This is a genomic window from Paraglaciecola polaris LMG 21857, assembly GCF_000315055.1.
GTDB classification, from domain to species: Bacteria; Pseudomonadota; Gammaproteobacteria; order Enterobacterales; family Alteromonadaceae; genus Paraglaciecola; species Paraglaciecola polaris.
On record NZ_BAER01000044.1, the window covers coordinates 21,230 to 38,324 of the forward strand.

Sequence of the window (17,095 nt, forward strand, 5' to 3'; positions counted from 1 at the left end):
GAACAGAATAAATGAGTGACTCATTATCAAAAAAAGATGACAGTATTGGCGCGATTAATCGCGCAAAGATACTTGTAGCTGCAGAAAAAGAGTTTGCAATTCATGGGTTTAAGGGAACTCGCGTACAACGTATTGCCGATAGGGCTGAATTACCAAAGACCAATATTTTATATTATTTCAAATCTAAAGACGGTTTGTACTTGGCACTGTTGCAAGAAATTTTAAGTTTATGGAACAGCAGTTTTGATAACGCCAAGGCGCAAGACGATCCTAGCGAAGTGCTGGCCCGTTATATTGCGGACAAAATGGAAATTTCCCGTTGTCGTCCAGATGCCTCAAAAATATTTGCACTTGAAATCATCAACGGCGCACCAAACTTGAGCAGCTTTTTTAAGGATCAGCATTCGACTTGGATGAATTCTCGAGTAGCCGTGCTTCGACAGTGGATAGAGCTAGGAAAATTACCCGATATCGATCCTTATTATTTGTTGTTTAATATTTGGGCGGGCAGTCAGCATTACGCTGATTTTTCTGCACAAATTACTGAACTTAAAGGTCATGCGATGGATCAAACTGAATTCGCAAACGCCACCAAGAGTTTAATTAAACTCGTATTGCAAGGCTGCGGCCTAATAGTGCCACCACTATATAAATAATAAGAGACAGGACATGACCCACGCGTATCCACGAGATTTAATTGGTTATGGCGACACCCCGCCTGACCCAAACTGGCCAGACAAAGCTAAAATAGCGGTGCAGTTTGTACTAAATTACGAAGAAGGAGGGGAGAGTAGCGTTTTACATGGGGATGCTGCATCTGAAGTTTTTTTATCGGAAATTATCGGCGCCCAAGCTTACCCTGATCGTCATCTAAGCATGGAGTCCATGTACGAATACGGCAGCCGTGCTGGATTTTGGCGTTTGCATCGACTATTTGAACGTTTAAATGTACCCATTACTGTGTTTGGTGTGACTATGGCGTTGCAACGAAACCCAGAAGCCGTGGCGGCGATGAAAGACGCCAACTGGGAGATTGCCAGTCATGCCATGCGCTGGATCCATTACCAAGATATGCCGGAAGCGCAAGAGCGTAAAATGATTGATGCATCGGTACAATTGCATCAGGCGATTACCGGTTCAAAGCCCTTAGGTTGGTATACTGGACGCACAAGCCCTAACACGCTCAAGATTATTTCCCAGCGAGATGACTTACTTTATTGTGCTGATTCATACGCGGATGACTTACCTTACTATGATACCAACTATGAAAAGCCATTGTTGATTGTGCCGTATACCTTAGACACCAACGATATGCGCTTTGCTAGTGCTCAAGGATTCAATTGTGGCGAGCAGTTCTTTCAGTACCTAAAAGATGCCTTTGATGTGTTGTATGAAGAAGGTAATTACGCCCCTAAGATGCTCTCGATTGGATTACACTGCCGAATTATTGGTCGTCCTGCGCGCATGGCAGCTTTGCAGCGTTTTATTGAGTATGTGCAAGACCACGACAGAGTATGGTTGTGTAAAAGGCACGAGATTGCTCAGCATTGGCAAGACAACTTCCCACATAAATAGAATCCGTAACAATATTGAGTGCATGATGAGTGGAAATTGACCGTGCATTTAATATCTTACACCAGACAATAAAAAACGCGTGATAGTGTTAACCGTCACGTCGTTTTTTATTGTCTATATCTCAACCAGATGTATGGTTAGCGCTTAAATATCATTATTTTAAATTGAGCACATAACGCAGCACGAATACCGCCGCCATGGCGTAGGTGATCCATGTGACTTCTTTGTATCGACCAGTACCAAGCATGATACCAACATACGTAATGAAGCCTAAGGCAATGCCCTCACTGATACTAAAGGTTAGTGGCATCGCTAATAAGGCAACAGATGCGGTGGCAAGGGCGGTAAGGTCGTCAAAGTCTAGCTGGCGGAACGAGTCCATCATTAAAATACCCACCATGATAAGTGCTGGGGTGGTCGCCATTAGCGGGATCACTTTCATTAACGGGGTAAAGAACAGTGCGAGTAGAAAACATAGGGCAACAAAAACACTGGTTAATCCCGTACGCCCACCAGATGAAACCCCCGCGGCAGATTCTACGTAGGAGGTAACAGGTGACGTACCTAATGCTGCACCAACGACACTTGCTGCGGCATCAGCTGTCATCGCAGGGCCTATTTTAGGTAATTTACCTTCTTTATCCAGTAGGTTAGCTCTGCGCGAGACGCCGATTAATGTGCCTATAGTGTCAAACATATTGACAAATAGCAGAGCGAAAATAAGATCCCAAGTGGTCGCAAAATTCTCAATAGGGTACATGATGTCCATGGCGAAAAAGGTATTGCTCATACTGTCAGGCATGCCAATAAATGCGTCAGTGTGCTGGGTTAGGTAACCATCACCCACAGGAATGAACGCACCTATTAGGGTAAGCACCAACACTGAAATAAGAATGGCCCCAGTGACACGCTTTATAAAAAGCACAATGGTAAGTAAAATCCCTGCTACCGCCAGCATGGTTGCCGGCTTAGATAAATCACCAATAGTGACAAAGGTTGCAGGATGATCAACCACGATACCGGCATTTTTTAATCCTATAAAAGCGATAAATAAACCAATACCACACTGCACGCCGATTTTTAACGCGGCAGGGATGGCATCCGCAATTTTAGTTCGCACCCCTGTGACGGATAACAGCAAAAATAATATGCCGTTCCAGAACACTATGCCCAGCGCCGCCTCCCATTGAATATCGCGGGTCAAACAAATAGTGAAAGCGAAGAAGGCGTTTAACCCCATCCCTGGCGCCATTGCGACAGGATAGTTGGTCATAAACGCCATGAGGAGTGTGCCGATACAAGCCGCTAATGCGGTAACTGTGATTAAACCGACAACTGGCATGCCACCAGCCGATAAGATACTGGGATTGACCACTAGTACATATGACATGGCGGCAAATGTGGTGAGGCCGGCGATAAATTCGGTTTTAATATTAGTGCCATTGGCTTGCAGCTTAAAAAGCTTTTCGAATACTGCGTTAAACATGGATGCTTCTCATTGTGGGTTCTCTTACTAGCCTGAGTGGCCAATGATAAAAGGGTTAAAGTAACCCAGTGAAAGCAAAAACCTGACCATTTAGTCTAGCTTTGGTGTGGTTTATGCTGAACAATGATACACAAAGTGACTGCTGTTGGCCTATTGCAAGCCGTAACTAGTGTAAAAATAACGATTAAAGTGAGATCTACTTCAGTTAAAATAGCGTTCTTGATGATATTTTGTGCACTGCTGCGCTTTTGTGGTGCGCCAAGCGCCTATTTGTAGTGCACACAAGCTGCCTGGCAAATGACTGAAATGATGAGTTTGCTCCTGACTGATAATAAAAATAATACCGATAATGACAAGAGGACCCAAAGATGCCCAGTATTAACCCCGCCACGACAGCCTTGATTAATTCGTTGCCAAAGGCTGAATTACATTTGCATATCGAGGGGACACTTGAGCCTGAACTAATGATGTTGCTGGCGGAAAAACATCAGGTAGCATTGCCTTATTCGACGATTGAAGATGTGCGCCTTGCTTACAATTTTGATAATTTACAAAGTTTTCTAGACTTGTATTATCTCGGTGCGTCAGTACTGTGTGATGAAGACGATTTTTACCGGTTAATGTGGGATTACCTCTGTAAGTGTAAAGAAGAAAACGTGGTACACGTGGAAATGATGTTCGATCCGCAAACTCACACTGAGCGTGGTATTGGCTTTGATGTATTTATGCCGGGATTTGCTCGTGCGATGGCCCAAGCGGAAAAAGAGTGGGGTCAATCTAGTTTATTGATCATGTCGTTTCTACGCCATTTAAGTGAGCAGAGCGCGTTTGAAACACTCGATGCCGCCAGCCCATATTTGTTCATGGTGTCAGCCGTGGGGCTAGATAGCTCAGAGTTGGGTAATCCTCCCGAAAAATTCGCCCGGGTGTTTGCTAAGGCAAAAGAATTAGGGTTGCTGCGGGTTGCCCATGCCGGGGAAGAAGGGCCTCCGGCGTATATTTGGAGTGCGCTAAACGACTTGAACGTGCATCGCATTGATCACGGGGTGCGTAGTATCGAAGATGCAATGTTAGTGCAAGAACTTGCCAGCAGGCAAATGCCATTAACTGTGTGTCCGCTATCGAATATTAAATTGTGTGTGTTTGGGCATATGCGTGAACACAACTTACTTTCCTTATTAGATCTAGGATTGATGGTGACGGTGAACGCAGATGATCCCAGTTATTTTGGCGGTTACTTAAACGATAACTATCACGCATTGGCAGCGCATTTACCGATTACTGATGAACATATTAAAACCCTAGCCGCGAATAGCTTCAAAGCGAGCTTTTTAAGCGAAGAGCAAAAAGCTCATTGGCTACACCGCGTTTCTACTTATTAAAGCGGCTTAAACGCGTAAAAACGTGCTAGCACGCTTTTTACGCGTTTAAGCAAAGCACGAAAGCTGTGCACCATGCACTATTATGACCCGAAAAATTTCTATCAGTTTGTCTTCAATTTCCCATTTAAAATACCTAAGCGATTGAAATGTATGTGTTTTGTAATTTTGGCACTATCGGTGCTATACATACCGTGTATGCACTTGTGTTATTAATAATGATAAAAGCAAAAACACAGACTAAAAGGTTACGTTAACGTAATTTTTAAGTAAGGCAATGTAGCCCGCAACGACCTTCCGTGTCCTGGAGTCGTTGCGGGTTTTTTTTTGAGTAACTTTTCTAATGAGTAATCTAAATGAGCGTTGATAAATTTAATTTACTGTCCTTTACCGGCAAAATGAAAACTCTGCATCTATCGTGGATAGCGTTTTTTATTACGTTTATGGTGTGGTTTAACATGGCGCCGCTAAAAGGGGCGATTGTTGATGGTGTTGGCCTAACGTTAAGTGAATGGAAAACCCTGCTCATTATTAATGTTGCATTAACGATCCCTGCACGCGTCATTATTGGCGCACTAACCGATAAGTTTGGTCCGCGCATCGTTTATTCCGCTTTGATGGCTATCTGTTCTATTCCTTGTTTTATGTTTGCATTGGCAGATAGTTTTACTCAGTTGGTCATTGCCAGATTTGCTCTAGGCTGCATTGGAGCCGGCTTTGTTGTGGGGATCCGAATGGTGAGCGAATGGTTTCCACCAAAAGAATTAGGCACCGCTGAGGGGATATATGGAGGTTGGGGTAATTTTGGCTCGGCCGCAGCAGCTTTTACCTTGCCTACACTGGCCATACTCTTCGGAGGAGAAGACGGTTGGCGCTATGCAGTGGGCCTAACCGGCTTGATGAGCTTATTGTTCAGCGTCGTTTACTTCAAAAATACTACCGACACGCCTAAAGGCTCAACCTATTTTCGACCTAAAAACCTGGGTGGAATGGAAGTCACTAGTGTGGGTGATTTCTACTTACTGTTAGTGATGAAAACTCCCATGTATCTGGCGCTGGCTTTACTCAATTGGAAGTTGTCGCCAGAAGGTGTGTCTTTGCTAAGCGAAAGCGTAGTAATCGCTATCTACTTAGGATTGGTCGCGTTATATGTTTATGACGCCTATGCCACCTACCAAGTAAACAAAGAGATTTTTGTAACGCCCGTTCCTGAAGTGCATCGCTACTCGTTCAAACAAGTGGCTGTGCTAAATATTTTATATTTCGCTACCTTTGGTTCTGAATTGGCCGTTATATCTATGTTGCCAGCATTTTTTGCCGAAACGTTTACGTTAAATATGGCAACAGCGGGCTTACTCGCTGGCATGTATGCGTTTATGAATTTGATGTCTAGACCTGGCGGTGGGTTATTATCAGACCGATTTGGGCGCCGAAAAACGTTGCTTATTCTAACGGCAGGGTTAGCCATTGGTTATTTTTGCTTGAGTTTAATTGATTCGAGTTGGCCAATTTGGTTAGCTGTTATTGCTGTGATGGCATGTTCATTCTTTGTGCAATCAGGAGAAGGGGCGGTATTTGCAGTAGTTCCCTTAATTAAGCGCAGATTAACAGGGCAAATTGCCGGCATGACGGGTGCTTACGGTAACGTTGGAGCTGTGGTCTACTTAACGGTTTATTCGCTGGTGGATACCTCTACCTTCTTCACGGTGATCGGGTGTACCGCGGTGGTCGGTTTTATTGCTTTGTTCTTTATGCAAGAGCCGTCAGGGTCAATCACTGAAGTACGTGAAGATGGTAGTGTTGAATTGATCAACGTAACCTAGGTGTCAGTTTATATTTATGAGCCATAAACATTGGACAAACTAACCTTAGCATTCGGCGGCTTTTCCAGTGAAGGGGTGAAGGCAGAAAACCAAGATGCCTTTGCCGCTTACTTGCCTAAGGGCCAGGATCTAACCGCTAAAGGTGCTGTAGCCGCTATTGCGGATGGTGTCAGTGTCTGTACTCGCGCAAGAGAAGCTGCCATCACCTGTGTGACAAACTTCATTCAAGATTATTATCAAACCCCGCAAACATGGACGATTAAACACGCGTCGAGCAAAATATTACAAGGTTTAAATCGTTGGTGTTATGGACAGCACGATTATGAACATGGTGGTCATAGCCAAATGATTACCACCTTTAGTGGCATGGTATTTAAGTCTACATCTGGTTTTATCTTACACGCAGGCGATAGTCGCATAAGTCGAGTGCAAAATAATGATTTTGAACAACTCACGACTGATCATGTTTCCCGTCAGGGCAGTAAAAATGTGCTCACTCGAGCGGTGGGAATTGAAACTCATCTAGATGTAGATTTTCGCACCCTAGAGTTGGAACGAGACGATATATTTGTTTTTACTTCAGACGGTGTTCACGAGTTTTTAGCAAATAAACAGCTACTTGCGCTGGTCAATGATAGAACGACGAGTTTAGAGCAACGAGCAAACAACATTGTGGCTGCTGCATTACGTGCGGGAAGTGACGATAATCTTACCTGTTTATTGGTGCATGTTACCGATTTACCCAATGCCAGTTTAGATGAACATTATCGCCAGGTGATGCGTTTAGCCATGCCCCCTGCGTTAGATGTTGGTATGAAACTGGAAGGTTACCGAGTAGTACAGACCTTGTTTAATGGCACGCGCAGTAGCTTATATAAAGTCATTAACGAGGCCGATGGTAAAACCTACGGATTAAAAATACCGTCTCAAAATTTTGTGGATGATCCCATTTATCTGAGTGGTTTTTTACGCGAAGAGTGGGTAGGGCAGCATATTAAACATCATAATGTGATGCGTATATTTAAACGGCCCGATAACGCTAAGTTTATGTATCATATTTGCGAGTATATTGAAGGGCAAACTTTACGTCAGTGGATGATAGATAATCCTGCGCCTTCGATTGAGCAAGTACGAACAATCATTACGCCATTAATTCAAGCCTTACGTGTGTTGCAGCGCAAAGATATGGTACACCGAGATGTTAAGCCTGAAAATGTCATGGTGGATCACAATGGCGAGGTCAAACTCATCGATTTCGGCACTGTGCTGGTCAATGCCTTAGCAGAAACGAATTCCCTGCCTCAGGAGCATATCGCGCTAGGCTCGGTACATTACATTGCGCCTGAATACCTGCTGACTCAAAGCAGCGATCATAAATGTGATATGTTTTCTGTCGCTGTGGTGGTGTACGAAATGTTAACCGGGCATTTACCGTTTAAGCCCTTTAAGTACCAAGATTATATTCCCAATGCTTACCACGAATGGGAATACCAATCTGTGGCTAAATTTAGAGCGGATTTACCTCAGTGGTTAGATTTAACGTTGAAAAAGGCATTGCAACCTAATCCAGTGTCACGCTACGAGGCATTTTCTGAGTTTATGATGGACTTGTCACAGCCTAATAAAAACCTATTATTGGCCATTCAAAAGCCACCCTTAATACAGCGTAACCCGGTACTTGTTTACCAAGGGATTTGTGGCATTCAGCTAGTCATTATTTTGTATTTGCTAACCTTGCTCTGAGGTGTGACTAGTAACAGCACAACGGGGGTGCACAGTTGCACGATTTTGGTTTTCATCAAGTCAATGAGTGATACAGTTTTTACTTAAGGTATTGATATTATTTAAAATAAAGGTTGGCATTGTAACTGCAGTGCACAAGTAATAACAGGTGTGTATATATGCTACTTGTTGTAGACGATTAAATAACGCATGAAATACATTATCGCCAACGCTCAGTGCGTGCGCGACAATGTTGGTAAATTTACCCTTGGCAATGTAGCCCTCAGTTTTCCAGATTTGGATAACTGAGGGTTTTTTTTTGCAAAAAATAGCTGCTGATATAACAGGCATAATAGACCGAAACGAGATTGCCGGGAGCTGACTTAACAAGGGGTAACGCATACGACACACACATTAAAAATGTACCGAGGAAGAAAGATGAACACAGACGCAATACAAAATAATAAAACAGAGCTGGCCATAATGATGGGAATATTGTTTAGCGCCGGGAGTATCAGTCATGCTCACGGCGAGCAAAGTATCACTCAAGCATTAAAGAAGGGTACCGCTGAGATAGATTTGCGTTTACGTTATGAAAATGTTGAGCAAGACACGAATGATGCTAATGCTCTTACTTTGCGCACTTTGCTCGGTTACACCACAAGCAGCTATAAAGGCTTTTCGGCAAAAGTTGAAGTAGAGGACACGCGCATCGTGCTCGGGGAGGGCGACTATACCGTCGGCCCGAGTGGGTACAATGTGGGGCAATATTCAGTGATTGCCGATCCAGAGCACACTGAACTAGATCAAGGTTATGTGCAGTATCAAAGTGGTGGGTTAATCGCCAAGTTTGGTCGCCAAGTTATCACCATGGACAACCATCGATTTGTGGGGCATGTAGGCTGGCGCCAAGATAGGCAGACTTTCGATGGTGTCAGTGTTACATATGCAGCCAGCAAAGCGCTTAACCTAAACTATGCGTATTTGAGCCAGCGGAATCGTATTTTTGCTCAAGATGCCGATCTGGACAGTCAAGATCACCTAATCAATCTGTCCTATCACACCTCTTTTGGCACCTTCGTGGGTTACAGCTATTTGCTGGAGGTGGATAACGAGACCGATAACGCCCTTGATACTTTTGGGGCTAGTTTTAACGGTAGCGCTACATTTGCCAAGAGCACCGTGTTGTACGGGGCAGAGTTTGCCACGCAAAGTAGTGAAACAGATACGTCTGACTTTGATGCAGATTATTTAATGCTTGAAGCGGGTGTTAAACTGTCTGCGGTTACGATTAAACTGGGCTATGAATCCCTTGGCTCAGATAATGGGCAATACGGTTTTGCCACTCCACTTGCAACCTTGCATAAATTCAATGGTTGGGCCGATGTCTTTCTCAATACGCCAGCCCAAGGATTAGTTGATGTGAATGTAACCGTTTCCGGCAAGTTAGCAGGTGGCGGTTGGAGTGTGGTTTATCATGATTTTAGTGCAGATGAAGACAGCAGTACGGTAGATGACCTAGGCAATGAAATCGATTTAAGCTACGTGCGCAAGTTTGCTGGTGGTTATGCTACCGGTATCAAGTACGCTACTTACTCAGGTGACAGTGGTATACAAGATACCGACAAATTGTGGTTATGGGGCAGTGCTTCATTTTAATGTATTGCCTCAGATAATGGGCAATACATGCTAGTAAATTGAAGTTAAGTTCAATTGTTGTGTGGTAATCGAAGGAGCAAGGAGGTTTGCTTTCGTCGCGGCCTTACCCATACCCAAAGCAAGTCAGCACCTCTAGGCGGCTCGACTTGCTTTTTATGCGCTAGGTGTTCGATGCACAATAGGTGTTAAAAAGGCAGCACGATTCAAAAGGGTTTGATAAGCTAGTGGGCGAACGCCAATTCACACGCTATTTTTATTATTTTCAAGGATATATATGTCGGAATTCGAATCCATCGCTAATACTAGTTCGTATTTTGTTGGCTGGTTTACACTTGCATTGATCAACGCAGGTTTAGCACAAGGTAAAGGTCGAAATGGACTGGTATGGTTTATTGTTTCCTTGTTTGTAGGACCCTTTGCAACCCTGTTGGTTGTCGTGCTCGAGAACTTAAATAAGCAGCGCCATTTTTAGCTTTCTAAAGTGAATAAGGCAAGTTAACAATGAATACTCAAGGTAAAGGCGCGGCGTTAATTTTAGGGGCATTTTTATGCGGTGGTTTAATGGCGCTTGGCTTTCAAATAAGCCAATCAGTTATTGAGTACCGTCAATTTGAGCGCAGCGTGACAGTCAAAGGATTATCTGAGCAAGAATACCCTGCAGATATCGTCATTTGGCCGATTCAGTATACCGTGGCTGACAATTCACTTGAATCCCTATACGAGTCAATTGAGAACAATACTGGGCTGATTTCAGATTTCCTAACGGCCCGGGGCATAGCCAAAAGTGACATCAGTGTCTCTGCAGCGGCTATCACAGATAAATCAGCTCAGCAGTACGGTGGTAACGCAGCCCCCACATTTCGATTTACCGCGGCGCAAACGGTCACTGTGTATTCCAGTGATATTGACTTAGTGCGCGGCGTGATGGGGCAACTCACTGAATTAGGCAAAAAAGGCATAGTCCTCAATCAGAATAATTATCAGGCCAATGTTGAGTACATTTTTACGCGTTTAAATGAAGTGAAACCAATGATGATTGAAGAGGCGACAACCAAGGCCCGTGAAGTAGCCGAAAAGTTTGCTAAAGATTCTCAAAGTGTTTTAGGTAAAATTAAACGTGCGTCCCAGGGCCAATTTAGCATTAGCGCACGGGATCGCAATAACCCCCATATCAAAAAATTGCGTGTGGTCTCTACGGTTGAATATTACCTATCTGATTGATTTCATTTTCACTAACGGCTTCCATAAAACCATTACCTATAAACTGAATGCAGCCTTTTGCAATCATAAGTTGCAGGCAAACTTTGTGGGGACTGTGTATGCTTACCAAGCAGCATTTGGCATTAGAGCATTCGCCTAGCTTTTCTTAATGAGGTCAATTTTCAGCTTTGTCTTTTATTAAATAAGTCCGTTAGCGGCTTTAATCTAATAAAGAAAATAGGTCGCTCATGTTTTAAAGGACGCGTAAACGACTTGATATCGTCCTGTTAATCGGCGGGCATTACCCATATTGGTTTAGCCAAAGAGGTGTTACTGAAGATGGACGAAAATGTGTTATATCCTATGAGTTTGGCTCAACTGGGAATGTTGTTATCACTTATTACTCAAATAAATCAAAAATGGTCATTTGATCAGTACGGTTGGGTTGAGTAATACAAAGTACGTTCCTAAAGCTTATGTGATTAAAGATCGGATCGACAGCATTGAAAAACTAGGTTTGATGTGTTTAAGGTTATTATCTTAGACGTTGACCTTCAGCTAAAAATGCTCTTAAAATCCCCACAAACAGAGTGTTTGTTATTAGGTTGAGATTTGAATGAATACTGAAATGAAAGATGCACTCGTTAAAGTACCCCAAGTAACCCTTGGATTTTGGGTGGTAAAAATTCTCGCGACCACGCTCGGTGAAACTGGCGGTGATGCGGTATCCATGTCTATGGATCTTGGATACTTGATCGGAACAGTCATTTTTATGGCCTTTTTTATTCTCGCGGTTATGTTTCAAATTAGCTCGAAAAAATTTAATCCATGTATTTATTGGGTTGCCATTGTAGCATCAACCACAGTGGGTACTACGCTTGCCGATTTTGCCGATCGCTCATTGGGCATAGGTTATTTAGGAGGATCAACACTACTAGCCGTCCTTTTAGTCAGTACCTTGTTCATTTGGTACAAAACACTGGGCAGCATTAGCGTTTCGTCAATTGAAACGCCTAAAGCAGAAATGTTTTACTGGCTCACTATCATGTTTTCACAAACGCTCGGTACTGCGTTAGGAGACTGGACTGCAGACTCTGCGGGTTTAGGTTATGTGGGAGCTGCTTATATTTTTGCTGGCGGTTTGGCATTAATACTTGCGGCCTTTTTCTTAACTAAAATATCTCACACAATCTTATTTTGGTTAGCATTTATTCTTACCCGGCCACTTGGAGCCGTCGTTGGCGATTTTTTAGATAAACCCATAGCGCAAGGTGGCTTGGAATTCAGTCGATATACCGCAACAGGAGTGCTGATGGTCGCTATAATCATATTGGTAGCTGTGCTTCCCCAGCGTGCAGCCAGTAAATCACACTAATGGCCAGCGAGCCGCTCCCATTTGATTGTGTTGAGTTAATGGATGACAGGTGATTAAGCCTATTAGTTGGCCGTCATGCCCGTACGATGTCTACTGTTACTGCCTAGCTGTGTTTTTGCTGACGAGCATTTAACATATAATGCAGGGCAATAATCGGTATCGAATTGGGAGCAACAGGCTGTAGACCACCTATCTGTTGATTGAACTAAAGTGTTGAAGCATAAATATAAACGATGCATAAAGCTAAATAACTACTGGTGTTTAAAAAATTTTGGATGGAATGGTGGGGTAGGCGTCGATTCCGATAACCATACGGTGTTTAGCAATGGTTATTATACGGTTAGAGCTGCTGTGAGAAATACGAGAACGGCGCATGTCCGTCATGGCAGAGAATCTGCGCTGTCAATCATGCGTGTTTACGCACCTAGGAGTGATTGCATTGGTAGTGATGGCGCACGGCGCTCTGATGGGATTTGCATCTATGGTAATAATGACCCTGAGCAATATGCAAAATCTATTTCAAGGGGGATTACACAGGACATACATGCTGACTTAATGCTATTTGAACCTTAAGGAAAAGCGACTGAAGCGTTAGTGCAATTCCTAAAAATATGTCAGCATTTGAAATCGGTGGGCTTCAAGTGTCAGAAAAACCATTCTACCTGTACTAACCTTTAAAATATGGTCGCTCAGAGCAGATTAACCAGCGCCTAGTCTTTAAGCTGAAAAGGCTACAAATTTCGTAGCCTCGTTTACTCTTAGTTGGTACTGCACTTCGCCCCTATTATTTTATCAAAATTAATCTTTTCGCGATCTTCGAGTATAGATGCAACCTGCATAGCAATCGGTAGGGTGATTTCTTCTTTTAGCCAAAGTTGCAGGCCTGACTCATTCGAAACGTAGCTTATTAAATTTACCATTTCAAATGTTCTATGAGCGGAAATGCGACCCTGGGAACCACCAAATAAATGCACAATTAAGTGGTTTATGCCAAGACCATTTCCTTTTTCTTTTCGAATATAGACATGTTCGATATCGGCCAGCACCCAATTTTGATTGTTTCCAGGATAACCGGCGCCTAGCCTTTCATCTAAGGGCCTAACGGTTTCAAAGAATAACGGCACTCGGTAATACGATGGGGGATCGTTGAAAACATACACTCTTTTTGTACCGCGTTCATAATCATTAAGCTGTGAATTAAGATTAAATTCTCGCCCGCCACTTGACCCATATAAGCCGATATAAATACTGTCATCGGTAGAGTCATCCTTAACTGCAAGCTCAACCGCCATAGAAACAATAGCACTCATAACTGGATTTCCTTTTTCTGAATAAATATTCGTCAGGGACCCAACTTCAGCAAAACCGACAAATCCGTTTGAAACTTGTGTAAATTATAGACACAAATGGGCAATACAGTGAATGCAGGCGACTTCGACGATATAAGTGATAGGGCTTATAGCAGGGAATTAGGTGAAAATAATATGTATTAGCAGATATAAAATAAGCTGAGGTTAAGGTCGTTAACCTCAGCTTTTTTGAGATGATATTTTAAATACTTTTTATTTCATTTTGCTCAGGGCTAAGCGAATTTTTGTTCAAGGTATTTAATGATTTCAGATGATTCATACATCCAAGTGTCTTGACCGTCTTTTTGAATGCGCAGGCAGGGGACTTTTACCGCACCACCACCGCTTAATAAAGCAGCACGATGCTCGGAACCTTCTTTTGCATTGCGTTTTTGCATAGGCAAGTTTAAACGATGCAACGCTCGGCGCGTTTTGACGCAAAATGGACACGCGTAAAATTGGTAGAGCGCATAGTTGCCTATCTCAGCTTCTACGTTTGCTTGGGCCTCTGGACTGCGTTTTTGCTTACGAGGGCGAGTGATCAAGTCTACTAAAATAATCAATCGACCTAATGCTTCACGGATAAACTTAATAATAAACTTCATTTCTACCACTTAAACTAATTGAACGAACACGGCCATTATAATCAATATTGGCTGCAAAAGTGAGACATTAACACGAGATAGGTAACAACAGGTTTCCAATCTAACTTGAGGTCGGGTTGTGTCTGTGGCGGATCTGCACGCTTAGGCGATAAATCCGTACACACCGATCGCCACAAACACTAACGCCGCCAGCACTCTAGTTACCGTAAACGGGATGCGCTGCATAATGTAATTACCGGCGAAGACCACGGGGACATTTGCCAATAACATACCCAAGGTGGTGCCCAGCGTAACCCAAAATAATGACTGGTATTGAGCCGCTAATAATACCGTGGCAATTTGCGTTTTATCACCTATTTCGGCAATGAAGAATAATACCAAGGAGACCACAAATGCACCGTATTTATCCAGCGTTGTGTTGGGTGCATCGTCTTTGTCTGGGATCAATAACCATAAACCTACCGCAATAAAGCTGACGTTGATAATGTTGATCCCCAGCTCACTGGTCAAGAATTGACTCAGCCAGCTGCCAAACCATGCTGAAATACCATGATTCAAAACGGTTGCCACAAATATGCCGGCGATGATATGCCATGGCTTTTGTAATCGAGTAACCAATAACAAAGATAACAGTTGAGTTTTATCGCCCATTTCGGCGAGCGTGACGGTGAGGGTAGAAGTAAAAAAAGCGTCCATTGATATGCTCGTGCGGGATACTAAACCAAAGGCAAATAACCGCCTCCCGCATATGGAGCCGCTATTTACCTCAGGTCTTGCCGATACTAACTGAATGATTGTGTTAGTACGAAACTGCCATAAGCCATGAGGGCTCAAGTATGTTGACAGTCTCACTCATCAATAATGAGCGGGCTACTCCCCTAAGACGGGTGCAATGTACCTAAAGAAAGTGGCTTATTCAAGTGAAAATGAAGCGAAAGGACTACTTTGACTGTTTAATGCAAAACCTTGCTCATAAAGCCAGCGCATACCTTGTTCCCTCGTGTCACAAATGGTCACAGAGTCTTTGTTCAGGTTATTGCCTAGGTATTGCTTCAAGGTAAAACGTTTGATTTGTACGTGCTCTTCGCCGACAACAAAAACAAGATGAGTGCGATTGTGTAACCTCACCCATGCTTCAATTTCTATTAATATACCATCGATATCTAATGCGCTCAGCTCCCACTGCTCGGCAAAAATAATATTCGCCCAAGGGGCACCGTTAAGACCAAATACCTGTTGTTTAACACAGCCGAAGACTTTTCGGTACATCACTTTATCAATCGTGCCAACGATTTCGGTAATAAGAATATTGCCATCTAAGGTAGCTGTGAACGAGGGAGAGTGACTCATTTTATACCTATACGTAGTGACTACGATTATTACACAGTAGTCTATTGGGCATATCATTGCGTATTTTATGCATTAAAAGCAAGCCAATAGACGGAGTAAGTAATAGATGCGCAGATTTGTCGGTACATATAGCGTATTCAAAAAGTTTTGTCAGAAAATTAGCGTTTTAACAGGATATTGAACTATTTACTAACTGGTCAGTAATTGTTTTTTCACTGTATGCATAAAATTGCCAAGCATAGGGTTGGGGGACAGTGTTGAAGTAGGGGGCAGTAGCACCTGGGATGGTGCTACCGCATCTTGGTATGCTGATTAAACGCTTCTGGTGGCGATTGCGGGGGCGATGCTTGCCGCCTTTTTTGCTGGGCCGTAAACCGCTAACTGTCCGACTAACCACAGGGCAATCATGCCTAATGGAATATAGTACCAAGTAATAGGAGCGAGACTAAACGCATTCACTAACACAATGTTTAATGAAACGGTGAATATGGCGCCTATCATTACACCTGCGGTACTGATCAATAAATTTTCCAGCATGAAATAACGTACAATTGCTTGCTGACTTGCCCCGAGGGCTCGACGTGTGCCTATCTGTTTCTTACGTTGATTGACACTGAAACTTGCCAGACCCACTATGCCTAAACCGGTAATAATGACCAAAATTGTCATAACGGTGATTAAAATGCGGATCATGGCGCTGTTGTCACGATAAGCCCGCAAACGTGTTTCATCAAGGGTATGCATGTCCTTTATGATCCGCTGAGGATTGCTTTTGGCGAGCAGAGTTTCAACCTCCGTCATAATGCGATCACGCTCACCAGATGTGGTTCGAATGAAGTAACGGCTTGATTTTGAGTCACGAATTTCGGGTGTAAGCATGACATTTTCAACATTGTCCCAGCCGACCCAAGGCGCTTGCAGTTTGTCGATAATGCCAGAAACAACCATGGGTTCGATATCGTTGATGTAGACAGTTTTACCCACCGCCGCTAAGGCTTCTTGGGGAAATAGCTTATTTGCCATTGCTAAGGTGATTATAACTTTGTCTGGCCAATGGGTTTGGCTCGATACTCTGACTTGTATATCTGTCGCAGAGAAATTTTCCCCTGCTATTAGCGCCACATCTAACGCTTTTAATGCGTGCTCGTCTACCATATAAACGGCTGCTCCTGTGCCATCAAACTCTGCTCCTGGCTGAGTTTGTAAGCCCATTGACCAACCACTGCCACTTAATGGCACCGCATTGATTTGAATCGCGTCAACCACGCCATTGATTGCGCGCAGCGCGTTTAAGTCTTCTTGGGTTGTTGCCAGGCCATTGAAGTTATTGCTAAAACCAACGCTCGATATAAAAAAACTGTTAGCTTCATCAATGCCACTGGGGCGCTGCATTTTTTGACTGCGTTCGACTATGATATAAATCGCGTTAACAATAATGGTCATAGTAAACGCGATTTGCAGAGCGATGAGCATAGCACCCACTTTATTACGTAGTAGCGCTCTAAAAATGGGGCCTACTTCCCAGTTTTCAGCAAAAAATGACCAACCCTTTGAATGTGTCATAGCAGTATC

At 43.4% G+C, this 17,095-nt stretch carries 15 protein-coding genes and 1 riboswitch; of the genes, 9 read left to right on the plus strand and 6 right to left on the minus strand.

The annotated features are described in order from the left end of the window. The first annotated feature begins 11 nt into the window (after positions 1 to 11). Positions 12 to 656 (plus strand): TetR/AcrR family transcriptional regulator, encoded by a 645-nt coding sequence (locus tag GPLA_RS08370; RefSeq protein WP_007104431.1) that lies wholly within the window; start codon positions 12 to 14, stop codon positions 654 to 656. A gap of 13 nt (positions 657 to 669) precedes the next feature. After that, positions 670 to 1,575, plus strand: a complete 906-nt coding sequence (puuE, locus tag GPLA_RS08375; RefSeq protein WP_007104432.1) for an allantoinase PuuE — start codon at positions 670 to 672, stop codon at positions 1,573 to 1,575. A gap of 154 nt (positions 1,576 to 1,729) precedes the next feature. On the opposite strand, the gene GPLA_RS08380 is transcribed toward puuE, so the two are convergent. Further along, the gene (locus GPLA_RS08380; protein WP_007104433.1) at positions 1,730 to 3,061 is read right to left on the minus strand and encodes an NCS2 family permease; all 1,332 of its coding nucleotides are present in this window, start codon (positions 3,059 to 3,061) and stop codon (positions 1,730 to 1,732) included. 368 nt (positions 3,062 to 3,429) lie between these two features. On the opposite strand from GPLA_RS08380, the gene GPLA_RS08385 reads away from it, so the two are divergent. The 7 genes from GPLA_RS08385 to GPLA_RS08420 all read left to right on the plus strand — a co-directional run bounded on the left by GPLA_RS08385 (position 3,430) and on the right by GPLA_RS08420 (position 12,219). Next, positions 3,430 to 4,443 carry an adenosine deaminase gene (locus GPLA_RS08385; protein WP_007104435.1) on the plus strand — a complete coding sequence of 338 codons (1,014 nt, stop codon included), beginning with the start codon at positions 3,430 to 3,432 and terminating at the stop codon, positions 4,441 to 4,443. A 353-nt stretch (positions 4,444 to 4,796) separates the two neighbouring features. Further along, positions 4,797 to 6,263: a NarK family nitrate/nitrite MFS transporter gene (locus tag GPLA_RS08390; protein WP_007104436.1), complete on the plus strand. Its 1,467-nt coding sequence runs from the start codon at positions 4,797 to 4,799 to the stop codon at positions 6,261 to 6,263. Positions 6,264 to 6,293: 30 nt separating this feature from the next. Next, positions 6,294 to 8,006 (plus strand): bifunctional protein-serine/threonine kinase/phosphatase, encoded by a 1,713-nt coding sequence (locus GPLA_RS08395; RefSeq protein WP_007104437.1) that lies wholly within the window; start codon positions 6,294 to 6,296, stop codon positions 8,004 to 8,006. A gap of 417 nt (positions 8,007 to 8,423) precedes the next feature. Continuing rightward, positions 8,424 to 9,644: an alginate export family protein gene (locus GPLA_RS08405; protein ID WP_007104438.1), complete on the plus strand. Its 1,221-nt coding sequence runs from the start codon at positions 8,424 to 8,426 to the stop codon at positions 9,642 to 9,644. Between the two features lie 274 nt (positions 9,645 to 9,918). Continuing rightward, on the plus strand, positions 9,919 to 10,116 hold the full coding sequence (locus tag GPLA_RS08410) for a hypothetical protein (RefSeq protein WP_007104439.1): 198 nt from the start codon (positions 9,919 to 9,921) through the stop codon (positions 10,114 to 10,116). A gap of 29 nt (positions 10,117 to 10,145) precedes the next feature. Beyond that, positions 10,146 to 10,865: an SIMPL domain-containing protein gene (locus GPLA_RS08415; RefSeq protein ID WP_007104440.1), complete on the plus strand. Its 720-nt coding sequence runs from the start codon at positions 10,146 to 10,148 to the stop codon at positions 10,863 to 10,865. A 595-nt stretch (positions 10,866 to 11,460) separates the two neighbouring features. Then, positions 11,461 to 12,219, plus strand: a complete 759-nt coding sequence (locus GPLA_RS08420; RefSeq protein WP_007104443.1) for a COG4705 family protein — start codon at positions 11,461 to 11,463, stop codon at positions 12,217 to 12,219. Between the two features lie 758 nt (positions 12,220 to 12,977). Here GPLA_RS08420 and GPLA_RS08425 read toward each other — a convergent pair. From GPLA_RS08425 to GPLA_RS08445, 5 genes are all read right to left on the minus strand, one after another. Then, entirely contained in the window at positions 12,978 to 13,529 is a 552-nt protein-coding gene (locus GPLA_RS08425) for a hypothetical protein (RefSeq protein ID WP_007104445.1), read from the minus strand. A 272-nt stretch (positions 13,530 to 13,801) separates the two neighbouring features. Then, positions 13,802 to 14,173 (minus strand): glutathione S-transferase N-terminal domain-containing protein, encoded by a 372-nt coding sequence (locus tag GPLA_RS08430; RefSeq protein ID WP_007104446.1) that lies wholly within the window; start codon positions 14,171 to 14,173, stop codon positions 13,802 to 13,804. A 141-nt stretch (positions 14,174 to 14,314) separates the two neighbouring features. Continuing rightward, on the minus strand, positions 14,315 to 14,869 hold the full coding sequence (locus GPLA_RS08435; RefSeq protein WP_007104447.1) for a TMEM165/GDT1 family protein: 555 nt from the start codon (positions 14,867 to 14,869) through the stop codon (positions 14,315 to 14,317). 16 nt (positions 14,870 to 14,885) lie between these two features. Next, positions 14,886 to 15,064: riboswitch (yybP-ykoY riboswitch) on the minus strand. A gap of 21 nt (positions 15,065 to 15,085) precedes the next feature. Further along, complete coding sequence (locus tag GPLA_RS08440) at positions 15,086 to 15,523, minus strand: hypothetical protein (RefSeq protein ID WP_007104448.1); 438 nt, start codon at positions 15,521 to 15,523, stop codon at positions 15,086 to 15,088. A 312-nt stretch (positions 15,524 to 15,835) separates the two neighbouring features. After that, complete coding sequence (locus tag GPLA_RS08445; protein ID WP_007104449.1) at positions 15,836 to 17,086, minus strand: ABC transporter permease; 1,251 nt, start codon at positions 17,084 to 17,086, stop codon at positions 15,836 to 15,838. Between the last annotated feature and the right edge of the window lie 9 nt (positions 17,087 to 17,095).